18 protein-coding genes and 1 riboswitch are annotated in these 18,744 nt (G+C 47.7%); of the genes, 16 read left to right on the top strand and 2 right to left on the bottom strand.

Annotated elements, in window-relative coordinates; all coding sequences use genetic code 11:
• Positions 1 to 12 precede the first annotated feature (12 nt).
• From DVH26_RS22365 to DVH26_RS22350, 4 genes are all read left to right on the top strand, one after another.
• Positions 13 to 750: an SDR family oxidoreductase gene (locus DVH26_RS22365; protein ID WP_239625568.1), complete on the top strand. Its 738-nt coding sequence runs from the start codon at positions 13 to 15 to the stop codon at positions 748 to 750.
• A gap of 66 nt (positions 751 to 816) precedes the next feature.
• Positions 817 to 1,797: an AraC family transcriptional regulator gene (locus tag DVH26_RS22360; RefSeq protein ID WP_239625565.1), complete on the top strand. Its 981-nt coding sequence runs from the start codon at positions 817 to 819 to the stop codon at positions 1,795 to 1,797.
• 283 nt (positions 1,798 to 2,080) lie between these two features.
• Positions 2,081 to 2,162, top strand: a riboswitch (ZMP/ZTP riboswitch).
• A gap of 92 nt (positions 2,163 to 2,254) precedes the next feature.
• The gene (pabB, locus tag DVH26_RS22355; protein ID WP_239625562.1) at positions 2,255 to 3,379 is read left to right on the top strand and encodes an aminodeoxychorismate synthase component I; all 1,125 of its coding nucleotides are present in this window, start codon (positions 2,255 to 2,257) and stop codon (positions 3,377 to 3,379) included.
• A gap of 36 nt (positions 3,380 to 3,415) precedes the next feature.
• The gene (locus DVH26_RS22350; RefSeq protein ID WP_239625559.1) at positions 3,416 to 3,904 is read left to right on the top strand and encodes an NUDIX domain-containing protein; all 489 of its coding nucleotides are present in this window, start codon (positions 3,416 to 3,418) and stop codon (positions 3,902 to 3,904) included.
• Between the two features lie 41 nt (positions 3,905 to 3,945).
• On the opposite strand, the gene DVH26_RS22345 is transcribed toward DVH26_RS22350, so the two are convergent.
• A complete protein-coding gene (locus tag DVH26_RS22345) occupies positions 3,946 to 4,833 on the bottom strand; it encodes a LysR family transcriptional regulator (protein ID WP_239625556.1) in 888 nt (295 codons plus the stop codon).
• Between the two features lie 107 nt (positions 4,834 to 4,940).
• Between DVH26_RS22345 and DVH26_RS22340 the strand changes: the two genes are divergently transcribed.
• From DVH26_RS22340 to DVH26_RS22325, 4 genes are all read left to right on the top strand, one after another.
• Positions 4,941 to 5,507, top strand: coding sequence for a chromate transporter (locus DVH26_RS22340; protein ID WP_239625554.1), 567 nt, complete (start codon positions 4,941 to 4,943; stop codon positions 5,505 to 5,507).
• A complete protein-coding gene (locus DVH26_RS22335) occupies positions 5,507 to 6,067 on the top strand; it encodes a chromate transporter (RefSeq protein WP_239625552.1) in 561 nt (186 codons plus the stop codon). The genes DVH26_RS22340 and DVH26_RS22335 overlap by 1 nt, the downstream gene beginning before the upstream one ends.
• An 87-nt stretch (positions 6,068 to 6,154) precedes the next feature.
• On the top strand, positions 6,155 to 6,718 hold the full coding sequence (locus tag DVH26_RS22330) for a P-loop nucleotide/nucleoside kinase family protein (RefSeq protein WP_239625549.1): 564 nt from the start codon (positions 6,155 to 6,157) through the stop codon (positions 6,716 to 6,718).
• A 264-nt stretch (positions 6,719 to 6,982) separates the two neighbouring features.
• Positions 6,983 to 7,624 (top strand): DUF975 family protein, encoded by a 642-nt coding sequence (locus DVH26_RS22325; protein WP_239625547.1) that lies wholly within the window; start codon positions 6,983 to 6,985, stop codon positions 7,622 to 7,624.
• A 130-nt stretch (positions 7,625 to 7,754) separates the two neighbouring features.
• Here DVH26_RS22325 and DVH26_RS22320 read toward each other — a convergent pair whose 3' ends face one another.
• Complete coding sequence (locus DVH26_RS22320; protein WP_239625545.1) at positions 7,755 to 8,594, bottom strand: helix-turn-helix transcriptional regulator; 840 nt, start codon at positions 8,592 to 8,594, stop codon at positions 7,755 to 7,757.
• A 135-nt stretch (positions 8,595 to 8,729) separates the two neighbouring features.
• Here DVH26_RS22320 and DVH26_RS22315 point away from each other — a divergent pair, with 135 nt between their 5' ends.
• The 8 genes from DVH26_RS22315 (at position 8,730) to DVH26_RS22280 (ending at position 18,743) form a co-directional block, all read left to right on the top strand.
• On the top strand, positions 8,730 to 10,112 hold the full coding sequence (locus DVH26_RS22315; protein WP_239625542.1) for an MFS transporter: 1,383 nt from the start codon (positions 8,730 to 8,732) through the stop codon (positions 10,110 to 10,112).
• A 139-nt stretch (positions 10,113 to 10,251) separates the two neighbouring features.
• Positions 10,252 to 11,805, top strand: a complete 1,554-nt coding sequence (locus DVH26_RS22310; protein WP_239625540.1) for a copper amine oxidase N-terminal domain-containing protein — start codon at positions 10,252 to 10,254, stop codon at positions 11,803 to 11,805.
• A gap of 245 nt (positions 11,806 to 12,050) precedes the next feature.
• Entirely contained in the window at positions 12,051 to 13,094 is a 1,044-nt protein-coding gene (locus tag DVH26_RS22305; protein WP_239625537.1) for a LacI family DNA-binding transcriptional regulator, read from the top strand.
• A gap of 99 nt (positions 13,095 to 13,193) precedes the next feature.
• A complete protein-coding gene (locus DVH26_RS22300; protein ID WP_239625534.1) occupies positions 13,194 to 13,940 on the top strand; it encodes a glucosamine-6-phosphate deaminase in 747 nt (248 codons plus the stop codon).
• 38 nt (positions 13,941 to 13,978) lie between these two features.
• Complete coding sequence (locus DVH26_RS22295; protein WP_239625531.1) at positions 13,979 to 15,103, top strand: N-acetylglucosamine-6-phosphate deacetylase; 1,125 nt, start codon at positions 13,979 to 13,981, stop codon at positions 15,101 to 15,103.
• A 66-nt stretch (positions 15,104 to 15,169) separates the two neighbouring features.
• Complete coding sequence (locus DVH26_RS22290; protein ID WP_239625529.1) at positions 15,170 to 16,399, top strand: Gfo/Idh/MocA family protein; 1,230 nt, start codon at positions 15,170 to 15,172, stop codon at positions 16,397 to 16,399.
• Between the two features lie 27 nt (positions 16,400 to 16,426).
• Positions 16,427 to 17,746: an ABC transporter substrate-binding protein gene (locus tag DVH26_RS22285; RefSeq protein WP_239625526.1), complete on the top strand. Its 1,320-nt coding sequence runs from the start codon at positions 16,427 to 16,429 to the stop codon at positions 17,744 to 17,746.
• Between the two features lie 97 nt (positions 17,747 to 17,843).
• Positions 17,844 to 18,743 carry a carbohydrate ABC transporter permease gene (locus DVH26_RS22280; RefSeq protein WP_239625524.1) on the top strand — a complete coding sequence of 300 codons (900 nt, stop codon included), beginning with the start codon at positions 17,844 to 17,846 and terminating at the stop codon, positions 18,741 to 18,743.
• Position 18,744: the final 1 nt, after the last annotated feature.

Here is an 18,744-nt window from a genome sequence, read left to right as displayed (position 1 = left end):
GAGACCATTGCTATGCAAACCGCACTAGTGACCGGTGCCGATCGCGGGCTGGGACTGTCTATTGCCAAGCAGCTGGCTGAGCGGGGCTGGCTTGTATGGGCTGGAAGCTATCTCTCCGATTGGCCGGAGCTTACCGAGCTAAAAGCGCTGTATGGGGACACCATCAACATCGTAAAGTTAGATATTGCTTCGGATGATTCCGTTAAGCAAGCGCTGGAGACAGTGAAGCTTCACAGCGCCCACCTGGATATGATCATTCATAATGCAGGCGTTTCCAGCCGCTTGAATAACCGGACCATTATGGAGAGCCAGGACTATGATGACATGCTGCGCATGTATAATGTCAATGCAATCGGCATGCTAAGGGTAACCAATACATTTCTCCCGCTAATGGAAGCAGGCAAGCATAAGAGGCTGTGTATCGTTTCGTCCGAGGCGGGCAGCATTAGCCGAAGTCAGCGAGAGGCATGGTATGGCTACTGCATGTCCAAAGCCGCCCTGAACATGGGAGTCAAGCTGTTGTTCAATTCACTCAGACTGCAGGGCTACACGTTCCGGCTGTTTCACCCGGGATGGATGAAGACATACATGTCGGGTCAGAAAAATATGAATGCTGAGCTGGAACCGGACGATGTAGCTGCCTCAGCCTTGTCCTACTTCTTGAATCCACGGATCTCCAATGAAACTGGGGATGTGGAAGAAGATCATCTGGCGATGCGGGATTGGAAAGGCAATGACTGGCCATGGTAATGAAGGGAGCGGCCGCATATCGGCATCAACCGGTAGCGGCTGCTTTTTGCTGCTTTTGCCGGGGGTGTGATCTTTTTTAGAAGCCTGTTTTGGGGGATTAGGGAGGGGAGAATCATCGAATATACTTATAAAGTCATACCGCTTCAGCAAAGCTTGCCCATTCGCCTAGTCACACATCGCAAATCAAGCTACAGCTACCATTGGCACAAGGAACTGGAAATCTTCCTGGTTCTGGAAGGGTCTATTCATATTAAAACAACGAAGCATCGGTACCATGTATCCAAGAACGAAATGCTCATTATGAACTGCAATGAGATCCACGCTTCGGAATACGCAGGGGTCAATACCTCGGCTTTGATTGTTCAGATCGATTTATCCTTTTGCAAGCCGTTTGGCTATGATTTTACCGAGCTTTATTTTGATCCTGCCTTCTTGTATGATAATGGAGAACCGAATCCTGTCCTTACCGACATAAAACGGCTTACCATTCAAATAGTTCTAGAGCTTTTCTATCAGAAGTCAGGCTATCATAATGAAGTGATGGCGTACATCCATCTATTGATCAGCCGGCTGCTGCGAGAGCTTCCCTACACCCAACGAGATGAAAATGCCGAAGCGTTGTCGGAATCCGACTTTCTAAGGCTGAACCGGATTTTGAGGTACATGAACGAAAGCTATAAACAGTCGATTTCCCTGAGGGATTTCGCCAAAGAGGAGTTTCTGAACGTTTATTATTTAAGTCATTTTTTCAAACGCAAGGTGGGTATTACGTTCTCCGAATGCTTGAACCAAATTCGTATCCAAAAAGCCGTGGAGCTGTTAATGTCGGACAAATCGGCCAGCATGATGGATGTAGCGCTTGCCGTCGGGTTTCCTAATGTAAAATCGTTCAATCGAACGTTTAAAATCAAATATAAGATGACCCCGTACCATTATAGAAAAAGCCAGCTAACCGGCGAAAACCGCAGGGAACCGACGGATACAGAAGTGTTTGATCCGCAAATTATTAGCAGGCTCGAAGAGCTGCTGCATCAGATTAGGTTATAAAACGGCAATACGGAAATGCTGTTATTGACCGCGTGCTTGATTGTGATATACTGTTGTTCGCAACACCAATTTATTGGTACGGAAAAGTGGGCGGCGATCAGCCAAGACGGGCGGAGCGTTTGTCACATAAATGTGGAGCAGCAGCCGCGGCAAGGGTTCCTTATGTTGATATAGGGTAAGAATATAACCAGATATAGTTTAAGGAAGTTACCCTATACCAAGAAACTGTGATATATTTCTTATAATAAGCATTGGAAAGTGAAAGCAATACCTAAATCAAGTATTCGATATGTGTGACTGGCGTAAATGTGGTGAACCACAAGGGAACACATATTCATATATCGCCGTACGCCTGGGCAAAGTATTTGATCTAATTAAGGATCGAATACTTTTTATTTTATTACGGGGGCTGCTCGGATGGGCACCGGCAATACCAGAGAAGAAAGAAGTGGAGCATATGAAACATAAACCAACCGTCATCATGGATTTTAATCAGAAAAGATTAACATTTGAGAAGCCCTTGCAGATTTGGCAAACTCATAAACTGGAAAACGTGGATGAGATTTTTGAAAAGGTACAGGAGGCTATCCAGGATCAGTATTATGTAGCAGGTTATGTCTCCTATGAATGCGCCCCCGCTTTCGATAGCCATTTCAGCGTTTGTGAGCCTGATGAAGAGTTTCCGTTAGTATGGTTCGGTGTCTATGAGAAACCAGTAGAAGAAGTCGACACAGGGGAGAGAGGGGAGTACTCTGTTTCGGAATGGATAGCAGGTACAAATCGTGCAGAGTATAGCGACAACATTGAAAGCATACATGCGGCGATTGCCAGAGGAGAGACATACCAAGTCAACTACTCCACGCGGTTGAAGGCATCGTTTACTGGTGATGACTTAGCCTACTACGAAGATTTGAGGGATGCCCGAACGAATTATTCCGCATACATAAATATGGGGCGTCATCGGATTCTCTCTGTTTCCCCGGAGCTTTTCTTTCACTGGAACGGAGATCTCATTCGTACGAAGCCGATGAAAGGCACCCTTCCTATAACGGGCAGCAAACAAACCTTGTTCGAATCGGAGAAAAACCGCGCAGAAAATGTGATGATCGTGGATCTGCTTCGGAACGATTTGAATCGGATTGCCCAAACAGGCACGGTTAAGGTTCCCAGACTATTTGAAATCGAGGAATATCCCACTCTATATCAAATGACATCGACCGTTGAAGCGAATACGCAGCCCGGGGTTACCCTGTTCGATGTATTCCAAGCTATGTTCCCGTGCGGTTCAATAACCGGAGCCCCCAAAATTTCCACTATGAAGCTCATCTCATCCTTGGAAAAGGAGCCCCGACATATCTACTGCGGCTCTATTGGGCTTGCCGTACCGGGGGAAGGCATCACATTTAACGTAGCCATCCGCACAGTCCTTATTGATTCACTAACACAACTGGCTGTGTATGGAGTAGGCGGGGGAGTGATCTGGGATTCAACCGCTGACGACGAGTATGAGGAGATGCGAACGAAATCCAAAGTGTTGACCTACCGGAATGCCGGGTTAGGCGACAAGCACAAGCGTAAGTAGCGGGTGTCTTTAATAATAAGTAAGCTGGTGGTCAAAGTGAATTATGAGTTTCCCGGTGCTTTACCTAATCAGAATATAATCCTAACGAAGCAATGCCTTATCGACGAAGTTAATTGCGTACTGATTTTCGCCTTCTTTGAAGGGAAGCTGGTGCTTGTCAGACATTGCACCCGAGGCTGGGAATTGCCTGGCGGCATGAGGGATGAGGGGGAATCAGTTACACAAGCCGTTGTCAGAGAGATGTATGAGGAGGCGGGCGGAGAGCTCGAATCGATTGAAAGAATTGGACAATATTTAATATTTGAACACTCCGAGCTTGCATTTGTGAAAAATATCTATATCTCGAAGGTGAGCGTTCTAAGGGAGCTGCCGAGGGGATATGAAACAAATGGAGTCATGCTGTTAGACACCATTCCAAAGCAGGATGAAATGATGAATGATCCCGCATTTAGCCCATTAATGAAAGACAATGTATATCTGATCGTGTCGGAATGGATTAAGGATCATCCGTATACCCAATCCTAGGCCTCTCTCTTTAGCTTCATCATACGGATCACTCAAAAATGTTAATGACCAGGTGACATCGTAGATTCTATGTGATTGAGCAGGGTCTTCATAGGTGTTGTCAGGTATTTATCCCGATGGCGTACCGCAATCAATTCATTCTTCAGAGAGAGGTCTTGAACAGACAATGATATTAATTTCCCTTGCGATAGCGGCTCATGTACAAGCACATCCGGTAAAATCGTGATGCCGAAGCCAGCCTTGGCAGCCTCTATTAAGACAAGGGAATTTACGCTTGTCCATGCGGGCTGTGCGGTATGTCCGGACAAATAAAGCACGCTGTCCAAAGTATCGCGGATCGCGCTCCCTTTCTCTCGCAGTAATAGCTTTTCAGAGCAAAACTCTTGTAGTGTCAGTTCCCTACGAGCGAGGGGATAGTCCGGAGCGCACACAATGTATAACGGATAGTGGGCAAATGGGGTGCAGATAAAAGGTCCTTGGGGAGCCGCGCCTTCAACCAAAGCGATATCCGCTTTGCCGTTCCGTAATATTTCAATGGCATTTGCTGTACTGACCACATCCACATTGACCGGGATTCCGGGCCAATCTTGTTGAAAGGCATTCAATATTGCAGGTAACCAGAACGCAGCAATGGTTATACTGGAAACAATGTGTAGGGGGGCGCGCTGCTCCAAACAGTGGATACGTGCATCTAAAGCTTCGCACGAGGATAAAATCGGTACAATTTCCTCGAGCAATAAACGGCCGCTTTTTGTAAGCTGAACGCTTTTGGATAGTCGGTCAAATAATGCTGTCCCTGCCTTTTCTTCCAGTTCTCGTATTGCATGGGAAACTGCGGATTGAGTGATATATAATCTTTCCGCAGCCCTGGTAAAATTCCCCGTTTCAGCTACTGCACGAAATATTTCAAAATGCCGAAGCGTCATCATGGATGCTGCTCCTTTCATGAATAAAACTAATCATTATTGCAAAATAATATCATTTTACTAATAGTGTATCAGCCTCCATAATGATAAGCAAACAGGGAGGTGATCTGATGATAAGCCAAAGAACCAAGCAATATTTCTGGCTTATTGGTATCAATTTGTTTATCAGCACATTTACATTTGGCGGCGGATATGTCGTTGTTCCGATGGTTCGGAAGTATTTTGTATCAAGGAAAAAACTTTTCAGCGAAGATGAGCTCGTCGATATGGCTTCAATTGCACAGTCTTCGCCTGGAGCAATCGCAATTAATCTGTCAACACTCTCAGGGTATCGGGTAGCGGGGAGGACGGGGGCGACTGTTAGTTGTATTGCTGCGATCTTTCCATCGTTCGTCATCCTGGCGTGCATCTCCACGTTCTACGCTGCTTTTGCGGCGAATCCTTTAATCTCTGCCGTTTTGAGGGGGATGCAGGCAAGCGTAGCAGCCCTCATCGTAGATTTTGTTGTCGATATATGCAGTAGGATCATCAAGGAACGTTGTTTACTTCTAACTCTGATGATTCCGGCGGCTTTTTTGGCAAGCTTTATGTTTGAAATCCATGTGGCCATTATCCTCTCATTGTGCTGCTTTGTATGCATCGCGAGAGTGTGGTTAAGAGCAAGGCGGCAGATCTAATGGAGGAACTGCTGAAACTGTTCATGGTCTTTTTTCAGATTGGGTTGTTCAGTATCGGGGGAGGGTATGCAATCATTCCGTTCATCCAGGAGCTGGTAGTGGATAGATACGCGTGGGTATCGCAGCGGGTTTTTACCGATATCATTACCATTTCGCAAATGACGCCTGGTCCGTTAGCGGTGAACACCTCCACGTTTGTAGGCTTACAGATTGCGGGGATACCCGGGGCAATAACCGCAACCTTCGGCTGCGTGATTTCAGGTGTCGGCATCTCTATTATGCTGTATCGCTTTTTCCAAACATTCAATACATCTGTCTATGTACTTGAGGCGTTGAACGGTTTGAGGTCGGCTTCCCTCGGGCTTATCATTTCCGCTGCTGCAACCATATTGCTGCTAACCTTTCTTGGGACAACGGAACTAAGCGTGCCTGTCAAAGTGGACTGGATTGCAGTGGCTATATTTGCAGGCTCTTTGTTTGTATTGAGAACATGGAAGATGAACCCCATTCTTCTTATGGTTCTAACGGGGCTTGTGGGCGGCTTTATTTATAGGCATTGAACATATTAAACCAAACTTTCTCTTCCTGTAAGCTCAGTCAGGATTTAGTATGTATTTATACGGCTGCCAATTATAGGGAGGGATACGATGAAGAAAATGCCTTTGTTCATAGTAACCGGAGCAAGCGGTGTTGGAAAAACTACGGTTATGCATGAATTGCGCAGCATTTTGCCGGAGTTTGATGTATTTAGCACGGATAACGATAATTTTGGAACTACGGCTTCCAAACTAGAATACCAGGATAGATTTAATTTACTGTTTCATTTTGCTAATGCTGTCGCCAAATCCGGAAGAGGAACGATCATTTGCGGTACGCTGATGCCTTGGGCCGCTGAAAAATGCGATACCTACAGTTCATTCAGTGAAGTATGTTTTATTAATTTACATTGCGATGATGAAACAAGAAATACCCGTTTGCGCAACCGGGCAGATCACGCCACGTGGACGGATGAGATGCTTAAGCAGCATGAAGAATTTGCTCAATGGCTAATCCATAATGCAGCAACGGCGTACAACCCGCCTATGCCCACAATGGATACTACATCAACCCCGCCAGCACAAGTTGCAGAGCAAATTAAACAATACGTCATGAGCAAGTGGGACGAACGGAATGGGGAAATAAAATATGAAGCTAACCTGGAACGGCTGTAGCAGTGTTTATGCCAGGCAGGATAGCTGAGCGAGCAGACGGCTGCGGCCGTCTGCTTTTTCATTGAAGAAACGGAAGAATAACCTAACAATGAACCTAATATAATGCCTATTATGTGGAACCTTTTTGATCCTACATTTTCAGGACACGCGCATACTAATTTATTAATCAATAATTAAAGAAGTTTAATGTAGTATTGGATTGACAAGGATGGCCACTGAATTTACAATTCTTACTAGTGAAAAAAAGGAAAGAAGGTGTTATTTTTGGTTTTATCTGCATTGCGTGAGAAAGCACGCCAAACCCTGCAAGGCCGCTGGATGAACTTTGTAGGCTACACCATCGTCATTCTGATCCTCTCCGCGGTGATTCCGAATGTGTTTGAGCGTATCGATCCCAAGGATTCTGCTGGTCTGGGTACAATCCTCTCACTGCTATACAGTTTACTGATAGTGAACGCGGTTACGATGGGAGTCTATGCTTTATACTTGAGGGCAGCCCGAGGACAAGAGGTTTCTCTCGGCATGATCTTTGAATATTTCTCTAATGGCCGATATGTAAAGACGATACTGTTTTATCTTTTGATGGGAATCTACTTGTTCTTATGGACCTTGCTGCTCCTTATTCCAGGCATCATCAAAAGCTTTTCCTACGCGCTGGCTCCCTTAGTATTGATCGATGATCCACAGTTGACGGTGAATGAAGCCATCACGAGGAGCCGACAAATGATGGACGGCTACAAATGGAAGCTGTTTTGCCTGTATCTCTCATTTATCGGTTGGCTGCTCTTGTCGATCGTAACGCTCGGGATCGGGCTCTTATGGATTATTCCTTATATGCAAGCGAGCTTGTCTCATTTTTATCTTGAACTGAAGGAAAAACAGCAGCCCATTCTACCTGTTGAGTAGGTCAGATCGTTAGATTAACGAAGGCAGCCGGCGAAACTGTGCTGCACCTCTATTTGTGGTACAACTAACAATGGAGGTGCAGCACAGGGCCTTGGCTGCCTTTTTCGTATTAAAATTTCAGTGTTTCTATTTATTCATCTAAGAGCTTCTTAAGCTTGGAGACCATGTCACTGCCGTCTGCCGGTATATTGATCGTGACCGTAAGATGGGGAGAATCCGATACAAGAAAAGAAATCTGGTCGAAAATTAATAAACCAGCCGTCGGATGGTGATTTATTTTCTTTCCTTCCGGCCCATTCAAAACATCGTGCTGCGGCCACCAAGATCTAAATTCTTCGCTTACCTGATTCAAATCCCCAATGAGTTCCATCCACCAAGGATCACCCGCGAATTTACCGTAGCTGGCGCGAAAATGAGCTAAACGGTGCCGGGCATGCTTTTCCCAGTTTGCTTGAAGCAATTCACGCACGTATCGCGAAGTGAACGTCCGCCACACCGTGTTCCGTTCGCGTGACGACATCGCATCATAATCCCCATAAATCAAGCTTGCCATCTTGTTCCAAGCAACAATATTTAAGCGCTGATCCGTGACATATGCAGGACTCGTTCCTTGAAGGTCAAGGAAGCTCTGGAGTGTAGGATTGACGGTATCTTCGATTGGCGTCAGATCGGCAGGCAGCTGCTGGAGAGCCAGTAAAAATAAATGCTTGCGCTCATTCGAATCAAGCTGAAGAGCCCGGGCAATGTTCTCCAGCACTTGGGACGATACCTGGATATCTCGAGCTTGCTCCAGCCAAGTATACCAGTCAACACTTACTCCCGAGAGCTGCGCTACTTCCCCGCGTCTAAGTCCCGGAGTTCGCCGTCGGCCTCCGCTTGGGAGACCGGCTTGATCTGGTGAGATACGGGCGCGGCGCGTTCTCAAGAACTGTGCCAGCTCTTCTAGCCGCGTTTTGTTTGATTGCTGCATCTACTGTCACCTGCTTCCCTGTCTGGCTTCTATCATAGGACAATTAATCCCATGATAAACCCTCATCTTATTCTAGTATACGATTCATTGTACACTGACTTGGGAGATGAAGACAAAACAGTGGAGGGATTTACCTTGGACAAAGCAATGCAAATACAATCGGGCCATACCGGGAAGCTATCAAAAACGATGCTGCTTCTAGGACTTTCGCTCGGATACTTTATGGTACTCCTGGACATGACGGTAGTGAGCGTAGCTCTGCCGGCAATTCGCTCCGAGCTTGGCGGTGGAATATCGGGACTGCAGTGGGTCGTCAATTCTTACACGATCGTCTTTGCAGGTTTCCTGCTATCCATGGGCGCATTTGCCGATAAACTCGGTGCTAAACGAGTCTATTTGTCCGGATTAGCCTTATTTCTGGCAGCTTCGGCGATATCGGCGGTCGTATCGTCACTAGGAATGCTTATCGGCTTAAGAGCAATACTCGGTGTGGGGGGCGCAGCTCTGATGCCTGCATCGCTCACCCTGCTGGCCCATGCATATCCTGAACCCGCTGAACGGGCACGGGCTCTTGGCATTTGGGCAGCGGTTACCGGGGTAGCCATGGCGGCAGGACCTGTTGTCGGCGGACTCTTGGTGGACTCGTTCGGCTGGCGAAGCATTTTTTTGCTTAACATACCGCTCGCAGGCGTTAGCTTGATCATGACGTTCCTATTTGTCACAGAAACGGAACGTAAATCAGGGAAAAGCTTGGACATGGGGGGACAAATAACGGCCATTGCCGCCATAGCTTCTGTGTCGTTCGGATTGATGGAGGGAGAGACGTACGGATGGAATTCCCCGGTTATTATCGCCGCATTTAGTGTGGCCCTATCGGGTGTCATCCTATTCTTGATCTTTGAAGCGAAAGGCAAGTCGCCGCTGCTTCCGCTGCAGCTGTTTAAGAATAGAACGGTATCCGCCGGGATGCTTGCTGGGATGGCTATCAACATCGGCCTATCGGGAATTCTATTCGTTCTGCCCATGTTCTTTCAACAAATGCGCGGATTATCGGCCCACACGGCAGGACTTGCGCTCCTTCCAATGATGATTCCAATGGCCTTCAACCCCATTATAACCGGTCGCATCGTTGGGAGAATCGGTGCGCGGATGCCGATGACTCTCGGATTTTCCCTTGGTGGTGCGGGTACGCTCCTGCAAGTCTTGACGGATGTGAACAGCAGCTACGTCATTACGATGATTGGGTTGCTCTTAATCGGCTTTGGCGTGTCCTTTACGATTCCCTCGTTGATGGCGGCAGTGATCTCTTCCGTACCGAGAGAACTGACCGGTGCAGTTTCAGGCGCTCTTAATTCAAGCCGCCAGCTTGGCGCTACGTTGGGGGTTGCTATCCTCGGCTCGATCCTGGGCGGCAGCAGCTCTTTCATAGCCGGAATGCATATGTCGCTTATCGTTACAACGGTTAATATGATAGGTGGCAGCTTGCTTTCGTTCGTATTTATCGGTAGAAGACAATGAGCGGGTGTAGACAATAGTTTCACAGGATAAAATAAGCCCCCTTGTTAGGCTAAACTCTATGAATCTCACAAAGTACTTGCTAGAAGTAATATTTTCCATTTATAGTAAGAGTGATCATAGGAAGAGGGGGAAGACATGAATGTTTGGTTGGAACAAGATGCGAATCGCCGCACTGCTGGTTGCGCTGCTCTTGATGGTGGGCTGTCAGCCGATCGACGGATTTGATCCAGTGAAGCTGTTTGAACAGGAAGCGGAGCTTGCTTCCTACGAAGGGTCTACATCGTTGAAGTTTGAATTTGATATCGACTCAGCTAAGTTTAGCGAAACGGATGAGCTCGGGATTGGTTACTCGAGGTCAAGCTTGGAGACTTACGAGCTGCTGAACGGCCTGCAGCTTCAAATGAACGAGGTGAAGGTTAATACGAAGTCCGGAATTGTTTCCGGTAAAGGCATACTGACTAAGGCTCAGCTGCAAATCCCGTTCGCATACTCGGTGGAAGGGGATAAAGTAGTTGTTCAAGTGGAGGGTGCCCGTCATCCGATAACTTTGACGCTTGGAACATTGACCGATGAGCTTCCATATCGTACTAGTGAATGGTATCAGTTGGGCAGAGGTTCTACTGGCAATGAGCAGGAACGCGAATTGACGCGGAAGGGTCTCCAGCTGCTGGTCCGCAACCTTCCGAATACGGATAGCTTGTCTATACAACGTAACCAGCTGGTTGACATTCACGGCAGTCAGGCGACAGGAACAACCGTGACCTTCGACGTGACAGGCACTCAGATGCCGGAACTGATTAAGAAATACTTGCGATCGTTAACCTTGGATGACAAAGGGCTGAGGGAGCTGGCGGACAGCTTGTTCGAATATTTGAAGGATAAGGAAGAGATCGGGGGCCGGTTCAAGGAGTGGTTTACCGATAAAGAAGTGTCGGTAGAAGGTATTTACGGGGTCGAGAAGTTTTTGCTCGCTACACTGACTTCGATCGTAACAACGAAGCAGCAGGAGATTCACATCTCACCGGATACAAGGGTACATCTTAATTTGTTCGTCGATCCGCAGCAGTTTGTAAGAAAGGCCGACATGAGCATCCAGTTTAAAGATGAGCTTGGCGGAATTAAAGGCGGTAAGATCCAGTTCCAGATGGAGCGCTGGAATTTGAACGGCGCCGTTCAGCCTGCGGCTCTCTCTTCGCGGGATGCAGTAGATATCGCACAGCTCGATACCCCGGAGGCGGTTCTAGAGCAAGTGGATGAAAACTCCGCATTGTATACCTTTTTGAAGCGCGATTTGAAGGTCACCAAAAAGCAGTTTAACCTGTGGCTGATGAGCAAGTCCGATTTCGACAGGATGACAGAGGGCGGCGGCAATGCAGAATACTTGCCGAACGGCTTTACCTCAGACAATATAGCATACGGACAGCTGCGTCATATTACCGAGCAATTAGGGTATAAAGCGGAATGGGACAGCGGCAGCAATAGTGTTGTGGTCTCAACGGGTAAGAAGGAAATTTCCTTTGCACAGGGTAGCGCGAAAGCATTGGTTGACGGCCGACTGGTCGATATGGGTAATGAGGCGCTGTTCATCCATGGAGTCCATTATGTACCGGTTCGTTTCCTTGTCGAGCAATTGGGCGGAGAAGTTCGCTGGAATCCGGAAACGCCTTGGATGCTGACAGTTATCAAAAATTAATCGGCTGCTTGCCATAATCATGAATCCCCGGGACTTCAAGTCCAGGGGATTTTTTTCGTAATTGACATGTATAACCAGTCTTCAAGCTAGTCCGGCTCATACATTTGTTTACTCGTCATATACTTCAGATAGTCCCCCCTCTGAACTCTCCCTAATTGCATCTCCATGAGAGAGGGCTCAAAAGCTATTAATCTCATTACCTAGATATGATCTAATGGATCCAAAATAACAAAGGATGTGAACCCATGTCCGATAAGCCGGTTACGATTTACGATATAGCGCAATTGGTGAATGCTTCCGCTGCTACCGTGTCCCGAGTACTCAGCGACAGTAAGTATCCGGTTAGCAGTGAAATGAGCGAAAAAATTAAGGCCGCAGCCAAAGAATTAAACTACACCCCAAATATGCTCGGCCGTCAGCTGAAAAAAAATAACAGCATGTCCATTGGCGTTATTATTCCTTCTATCAGCAACCCGTTCTATGCCGATGTAGTTCTTGGCATTGAAGAAATTGCGCGAAAATCCGGTTACCAGGTATTACTTTGTAACTCTCACCAGAACGCCAAGCTTGAGGCGGAGTACTTGCAAACACTGCTTGAAAAGCAAGTAAAGGGTGTTATTTTGTCTTCGATTTCCCCAAAGAAACAATGGCTTAACAAATATTTGGCCAAGGGGCAGAGGATCATCAGCATCGATCAAAAGGTGAACAGCCGACAGGTGTATCAAATCGGCTATGATTACCAGGAGGGCGCCTATCTGGCATGCAAGCACTTCATTGAGATGGGTCACAGACGGATTGCCTTTCTATCTGCTGCTTTAAATCGTCCTAGCCGGATTCAGATCTATCAGGGCTACAAAGCGGCTTTATATGAAGAAGGAATTTCCCCAGCCGATCATTGGATTCAAATATCGGAGGATTGCGAGAATTCATCCTATGGCAGTACTTTCGAATTCAATAATGGCAAACAGCTGGCACGTCGCCTGCTGCATGCAGATGACCGGCCGACGGGGGTTCTGTGCTGCAATGATCTTACTGCGGCAGGAGTCATCCATGAGCTGAAACACGCCGGAGTGGACGTGCCTGGTCAAATGTCGGTGATCGGGTTTGACAACATTGAACTATCACAGATGCTTACTCCAGCTCTAACAACGGTGAATCTAAACAAATATGAGATGGGAACGATAGCGTGCCAAACGCTGATGGAGCTGTTAGAGGGAACCCATGTGACTGAAAAAGAGATCATGCTGCAGCCTGAATTAATCGAAAGAGACTCTGTAACTAAAGTGTAATAATTAACATACTTGCGCATAAAGATACAACATCAAACGAATAGAAATCGGTTTCTATAGGACGATGATTCCCATGTGAAGGAGTGACTATTGTCGATTATGGAAGTAAATATTCTGGAAGACGCTAAGGAGCTTGGCCAAGAAGCGGCCGAGCGATGTGCGCAGCTATTGCGCAAACGTATCGAGGAGAAGGGAAGTGCGAGGCTGGTGCTGTCGACGGGAGCCTCACAGTTTGAAACACTAGAGTCCCTTACGCAAAAAGATATCAATTGGAGCAAGGTGGAGATGTTCCACTTGGATGAATACGTACATCTTCCCGGTGATCATCCGGCAAGTTTCCGGAAATATTTGAAGGAACGGTTTGTAGAGCGCCTCTCGATTCCGCTCAAACAGGTGCACTTCGTTAATGGAGAGGGAGACATTGAAGTAAACATTGCCGAATTGTGTGCTGAAATACAGAAGGGACCGATCGATCTGGCGTTGATCGGCATAGGAGAGAATGCCCATATTGCCTTCAACGACCCTCCGGCAGATTTTGATACGCAGGAATCGTACATCGTTGTGAATTTGGATGAACATTGCAAAAAGCAGCAGGTAGGCGAAGGATGGTTTGCATCGCTCGATGAGGTTCCAAGTCAGGCGATCACGATGACGGTGCATCAAATCATGCAAAGCGAGATCATCATATCCTGCGTCCCCCATAAGGTAAAGGCACGGGCGATCCGCGATTTCTTCGCTCATGAGTGCACGAATCAGATTCCGGCAACTATCTTGAAAAGCCATCCTAACTACACCTTGTTCCTCGACAAGTTCTCAGCATCGGAAATGAACCAGGAAAGACGGTGATTCTTATAAAAACATCGTCATGGACAGGTAAACATTGGTTGACAGGCCAGACGGTAACGGTCGTGGTTGAGGACGGTAAGGTAGTCCGTCTTCAGCCGAGCAATGAAGAGGCAGAGCATTGGATTGCTCCCGGTCTAATTGATGTCCAGGTCAATGGAATCGGCGGGTTCGATCTGAATGATGCGCAATTAACCGTGGATACGGTCAGGCAGGCTGCAGCCGTTCTTCACCGTGGCGGCGTGACCCGTTTCTGTCCTACTGTGGTGACCGGTTCGAAGGTGCGAATGCTTCACTGCATAAGGACCATTGCGCAGACGTGTGAGTCCGATCCGATTGTACGAAATTCAGTTATCGGCATTCATGTAGAAGGTCCGTTCATTTCAGCGGAGGACGGCCCGCGGGGAGCACATAACCTTCTCTATGTTAGGGATCCGGATTGGATGGAATTTCTGGAGTGGAATGAAGCTGCCGGGGGGAGAATTTGCAAGGTGACCTTGGCGCCGGAGAAGCCTGGTGCCATCCCGTTTATTAAGAACCTGCGACAGCTTGGGATCATCGCGTCTATCGGCCACACTGCGGCTTCGGAGGAGCAGATTCAAGCGGCTGTCAGCGCCGGCGTTACAATGAGCACCCATTTGGGCAACGGTGCACACCCTTACATCAAACGGCATCCTAATTACATATGGGCTCAGTTAGCAGAGGATCGTTTGTGGGCGGGACTTATTCCGGACGGATTTCATCTTCCCATGTCCACGCTGAAAGTGATGATCCGAGCTAAGGGGAGAAAGGCGATTCTGACTAGCGATGCGGTCCATTTGGCCGGAATGCCGCCTGGGAGATACCATACGCATATTAACGACGATGTCGTCTTGGAGGAAAATGGATTTCTGCATTTAGCCAGCACCCCTGACATATTGGCCGGGTCATCCACACCGCTGCATGTTGGAATTCAAAATGCAGCGAATGCCGGCATAGCTTCACTGGGCGAGTGCATCACGATGGCGTCCCTGCATCCCGCAGAGCTGTTTGGACTGGATCGTGAGGGAGTCGGTACCATCCAGCCCGGTTCTCCAGCGGATTTTATTGTATATGATCATCATGCCGATGGGGGCTGGACCATTCTTGAAACCGTATTGGGCGGTGAATCGGTTTATCATCTGTAGGCAGGACTTTTTATGGAATTAAATGTCAGAATATTTAGACAATTATTAACAAATGGGGATGAATCTATGAAAACTTACGCAATTGTCGGAGCCGGCAGCCGATGTACGTCGATGTTTGCTCTACCGATTAGCAAGCAATTCGCAGACGCAGCGCGAATCGTCGGAGTCTACGATCCTAACTACAAACGGGCTGAGCTGCTTCAGCAAAAATGCGGTGGCGGTTTTCCGGTATACAAAGACTTTGAACAAATGATTGTTGAAGCGAAGCCGGACGTGGTCATTGTGACCACCATCGACAGATACCATCATGAATACATTATCAAGGCAATGGAAATGGGCTGTGACGCGATTACCGAGAAACCGATGACGATCGACGAGGAAAAGTGTAATGCCATTCTGGAAGCGGAGCAAAGGACTGGCCGAAAAGTCACTGTCACTTTTAACATGAGGTACAGACCCTTTGTCGTGCGGATTAAAGAGCTTCTTAAGCAAAATACGGTAGGCCAAATTTTAAGCGTCCATTTTGAGTGGTTCCTCGACACGTCACACGGAGCGGATTACTTCCGAAGGTGGCACCGGAAGAAGGAGAACTCCGGCGGATTGCTTCTTCACAAATCCACACATCACTTCGATTTCATCAATTGGCTGCTGGGAGAGGAGCCGGTGCAGGTTTCCGCTTTTGGTTCGCTTCGGTTTTATGGACCGACCAGGGAGGAGCGAGGGACGCGGTGCCTGACCTGTTCGTACAAAAGTTCGTGTGAATTTTATTTTGACATTACCAAGGAATCTACCCGGGACCTTTACCTCGAATGTGAGGATGTGGATGCATACTACCGCGATCAATGTGTGTTCTCGGAGGAAATTGATATTGAGGATTCCGTGAGCCTGCAGGTGAAATATTCAGGCGGTGCGTTGATGAGCTATTCGCTAACGGCTCATTCCCCTTTTGAGGGCTTCAAGCTGGCGATCAACGGCAGCGAGGGAAGGTTAGAAGCGGAAACGTTTCATGGAGCCGTGGGACCGTTTGCCGGTGAAGACATTAACCGGTTAAGAATATACAACCGGAGGGAAGAGGAGATCTCCTATAAGGTACCGCTAGTTTTGGGTGCCCACGGAGGAGGGGACGAACGGCTGTTAAATATGCTGTTTCGGGGAAACTTGGAAGATCCGCTTCAACAGCAGGCTAGCTCCTGGGACGGTGCGATGTCCAACGCCATAGGCTTCGCTGCCAACAAATCAATGAGAGAGGGCAATTCCGTCCTCATTAGCTCATTGATTCAAAAACCGAAGTCATGAGTAGACCCATTTGAGGGAGGATTACTTATGAAAAGCAAACAAATCGCGTTATCGTTATCGTTGTCGATGCTGCTAACCGGAGTGGTAGGCTGCAGCTCGAGCGACACTTCGGCGCCGGCTTCACAGCCCGCGGACGGCTCGGGCAGCAGCAAGGAACAGATCAAGCTGAGAGTTGCATGGTGGGGAGGACAATCGCGGCACGATTACACGCTGAAAATGATCGATATGTACGAGAAGCAACATCCGAACGTTAAGATTGAGCCTGAATATGCGGCATTTGACGATTATTGGAAGAAGCTCGTTCCGCAAGCCGCAGCGAACGACTTGCCCGATGTCATTCAGATGAGCGTGGCTTACATCAGCCAGTTCGGAGATCGGGGACAATTGGAGGACCTCGCGCCTCATATGACCAAAGGAACGATTGATAAGAGCTCGATCTCCGATAGTTATTTAAAGGTAGGCCAGTATAACGGTAAACAATATCAGCTTACGCTCGGCGTTAATGCGCTTGCCGTCGTCTACGACCCGCAAATGATTAAGGATGCCGGCGCCAGCCTGCCGTCCAATAGCTGGACCTGGGATGACTTCGAGGCCATGGCGTCCAAATTGAAAGCGAAGGGGAAGCTGGCCGCCGCCAATATTGATGACCGCAATTTCTTGTCATTCTACTTGCGTACTTTCGGAGGAAACTTATTCGATCCTAACGGTACCTCGCTCGGGTATACGGATAACAAGCTGTTTACCGACTACTATACCCGTCTGCAAAGAATGTACAATAACGGCTACCTGCTTGCATTGGATAAACAGGCCCAGAAGAAGGGCGTACCTGAGGATGACGAGCTAGTGTTGGGCAATGCGGGAACTACGTTTACCTGGTCCAACTTGTTTGTCGCCGACTCGGCCATTGCCAAGAGACCTTTGGACATCGCGCCGCCGCCGGGACCCAATATTGATAAAGGACTGTTCCTGCAATCGAGTCAGGGTCTTTCCGTGGCAAAAAATTCGAAGAATAAAGAGGAAGCGATCAAGTTCGTCAATTTTATGATCAACGATATCGAAGCCAATAAAATTATGAAGGGCGAGCGGGGAGTGCCTATTTCCAGCAAGGTGCAGGAAGCCATCAAACCGCTGCTTACGCCGGAGGAACAAAAGGTCGTCGATTATGTCGCCTGGGTCGGCCAGAGGACGACCTCGGATAATCCGATCGACCCGGTCGGTGCCGTGGAGGTATCGAAGCTGCTGACGGATACCAGCCAGCAAATTCTCTACAATAAAATTTCGCCTGCAGATGCGGCAGCCAAATTTCAGAAGGAATCCAACGCCATATTGGGTAAAAACAAAAAATAATTAGCATGCGGGACGATACAGATCGGGATCGGAACAGCGCACTGGAGCGCTGTTCTGATTCGTTCTTTCCGAGCTTGCTGACAAAGGAGGGTAGAGAATGAAGCTTCGTGAAAACGACCATTTGGTCGGCTATATATTTATTTCTCCCTTTGTTCTTGGATTTCTAATATTTACCGCTTACCCCATATTGTCTTCTCTGTACTACTCCTTTACGGATTATAATTTATTCGATACGCCTAGGTGGATTGGATTGGACAACTATCAGAAGATGTTTACAAACGACGAGAAGCTGATCAAATCATTACAGGTCACGTTTACTTACGTATTTGCCAGTGTCCCGCTTCGGCTGGCCTTTGCTCTAATCGTGGCTATGCTGCTTAATAACACGGCTCGTGGCATTGGGATCTACCGGTCGACTTACTATTTGCCGTCATTGATCGGAGGCAGCGTTGCGGTTTCCATTATGTGGATCCAAATTTTTGGCGATAAAGGCCTGCTTAACTCAATGCTTGGGCTAGTGGGCATCCATACGACAACATCATGGATCGGCAGCCCGTCAACGGCACTTTGGACATTGATTGCCTTGTCCGTTTGGCAATTCGGCTCTTCTATGCTCATATTTCTGGCGGGGCTAAAAAATATTCCTCAATCGTATTATGAAGCGGCTAGCGTAGACGGTGCGAACGGGTGGTACCGGTTTTACAGAATTACCATTCCATTGCTGAGCCCGATCATCTTATTTAATCTGATTATGCAAATCATCTCTGCTTTTATGACGTTCACTCCTGCCTATGTCATTTCCCGGGGTGAAGGGGGGCCTCTGGATAATACGTTATTGTATTCCCTTTACTTATACCGCCGTGCCTTTGCTTTTTTTGAAATGGGATATGCTTCCGCTATGGCGTGGGTCATGCTGCTGATCATCGCGGCGATCACCTTCGTCATCTTCAAATCATCGGCCTATTGGGTTCACTATGAGTCGAAAGGAGAGAGGTAAC

Origin of the sequence: Paenibacillus sp. H1-7 (genome assembly GCF_022354825.1) — a bacterium.
In the GTDB taxonomy this organism is placed as follows: domain Bacteria; phylum Bacillota; class Bacilli; order Paenibacillales; family NBRC-103111; genus Paenibacillus_S.
The sequence above is the reverse complement of the archived record's forward strand: the minus strand, read 5'-3'. Positions and strand labels throughout refer to the sequence as shown.

Excerpts from the sequence above, each read along its gene's own strand:
- DVH26_RS22340 (WP_239625554.1), top strand. The coding sequence starts at position 4,941 with ATGATAAGCCAAAGAACCAAGCAATATTTCTGGCTTATTGGTATCAAT.
- DVH26_RS22300 (WP_239625534.1), top strand. The coding sequence starts at position 13,194 with ATGGAAGTAAATATTCTGGAAGACGCTAAGGAGCTTGGCCAAGAAGCG.
- DVH26_RS22310 (WP_239625540.1), top strand. The coding sequence starts at position 10,252 with ATGTTTGGTTGGAACAAGATGCGAATCGCCGCACTGCTGGTTGCGCTG.
- pabB (WP_239625562.1), top strand. The coding sequence starts at position 2,255 with ATGAAACATAAACCAACCGTCATCATGGATTTTAATCAGAAAAGATTA.
- DVH26_RS22285 (WP_239625526.1), top strand. The coding sequence starts at position 16,427 with ATGAAAAGCAAACAAATCGCGTTATCGTTATCGTTGTCGATGCTGCTA.
- DVH26_RS22280 (WP_239625524.1), top strand. The coding sequence starts at position 17,844 with ATGAAGCTTCGTGAAAACGACCATTTGGTCGGCTATATATTTATTTCT.
- DVH26_RS22305 (WP_239625537.1), top strand. The coding sequence starts at position 12,051 with ATGTCCGATAAGCCGGTTACGATTTACGATATAGCGCAATTGGTGAAT.
- DVH26_RS22365 (WP_239625568.1), top strand. The coding sequence starts at position 13 with ATGCAAACCGCACTAGTGACCGGTGCCGATCGCGGGCTGGGACTGTCT.
- DVH26_RS22335 (WP_239625552.1), top strand. The coding sequence starts at position 5,507 with ATGGAGGAACTGCTGAAACTGTTCATGGTCTTTTTTCAGATTGGGTTG.
- DVH26_RS22290 (WP_239625529.1), top strand. The coding sequence starts at position 15,170 with ATGAAAACTTACGCAATTGTCGGAGCCGGCAGCCGATGTACGTCGATG.
- DVH26_RS22345 (WP_239625556.1), bottom strand. The coding sequence starts at position 4,833 with ATGATGACGCTTCGGCATTTTGAAATATTTCGTGCAGTAGCTGAAACG.
- DVH26_RS22330 (WP_239625549.1), top strand. The coding sequence starts at position 6,155 with ATGAAGAAAATGCCTTTGTTCATAGTAACCGGAGCAAGCGGTGTTGGA.
- DVH26_RS22320 (WP_239625545.1), bottom strand. The coding sequence starts at position 8,594 with ATGCAGCAATCAAACAAAACGCGGCTAGAAGAGCTGGCACAGTTCTTG.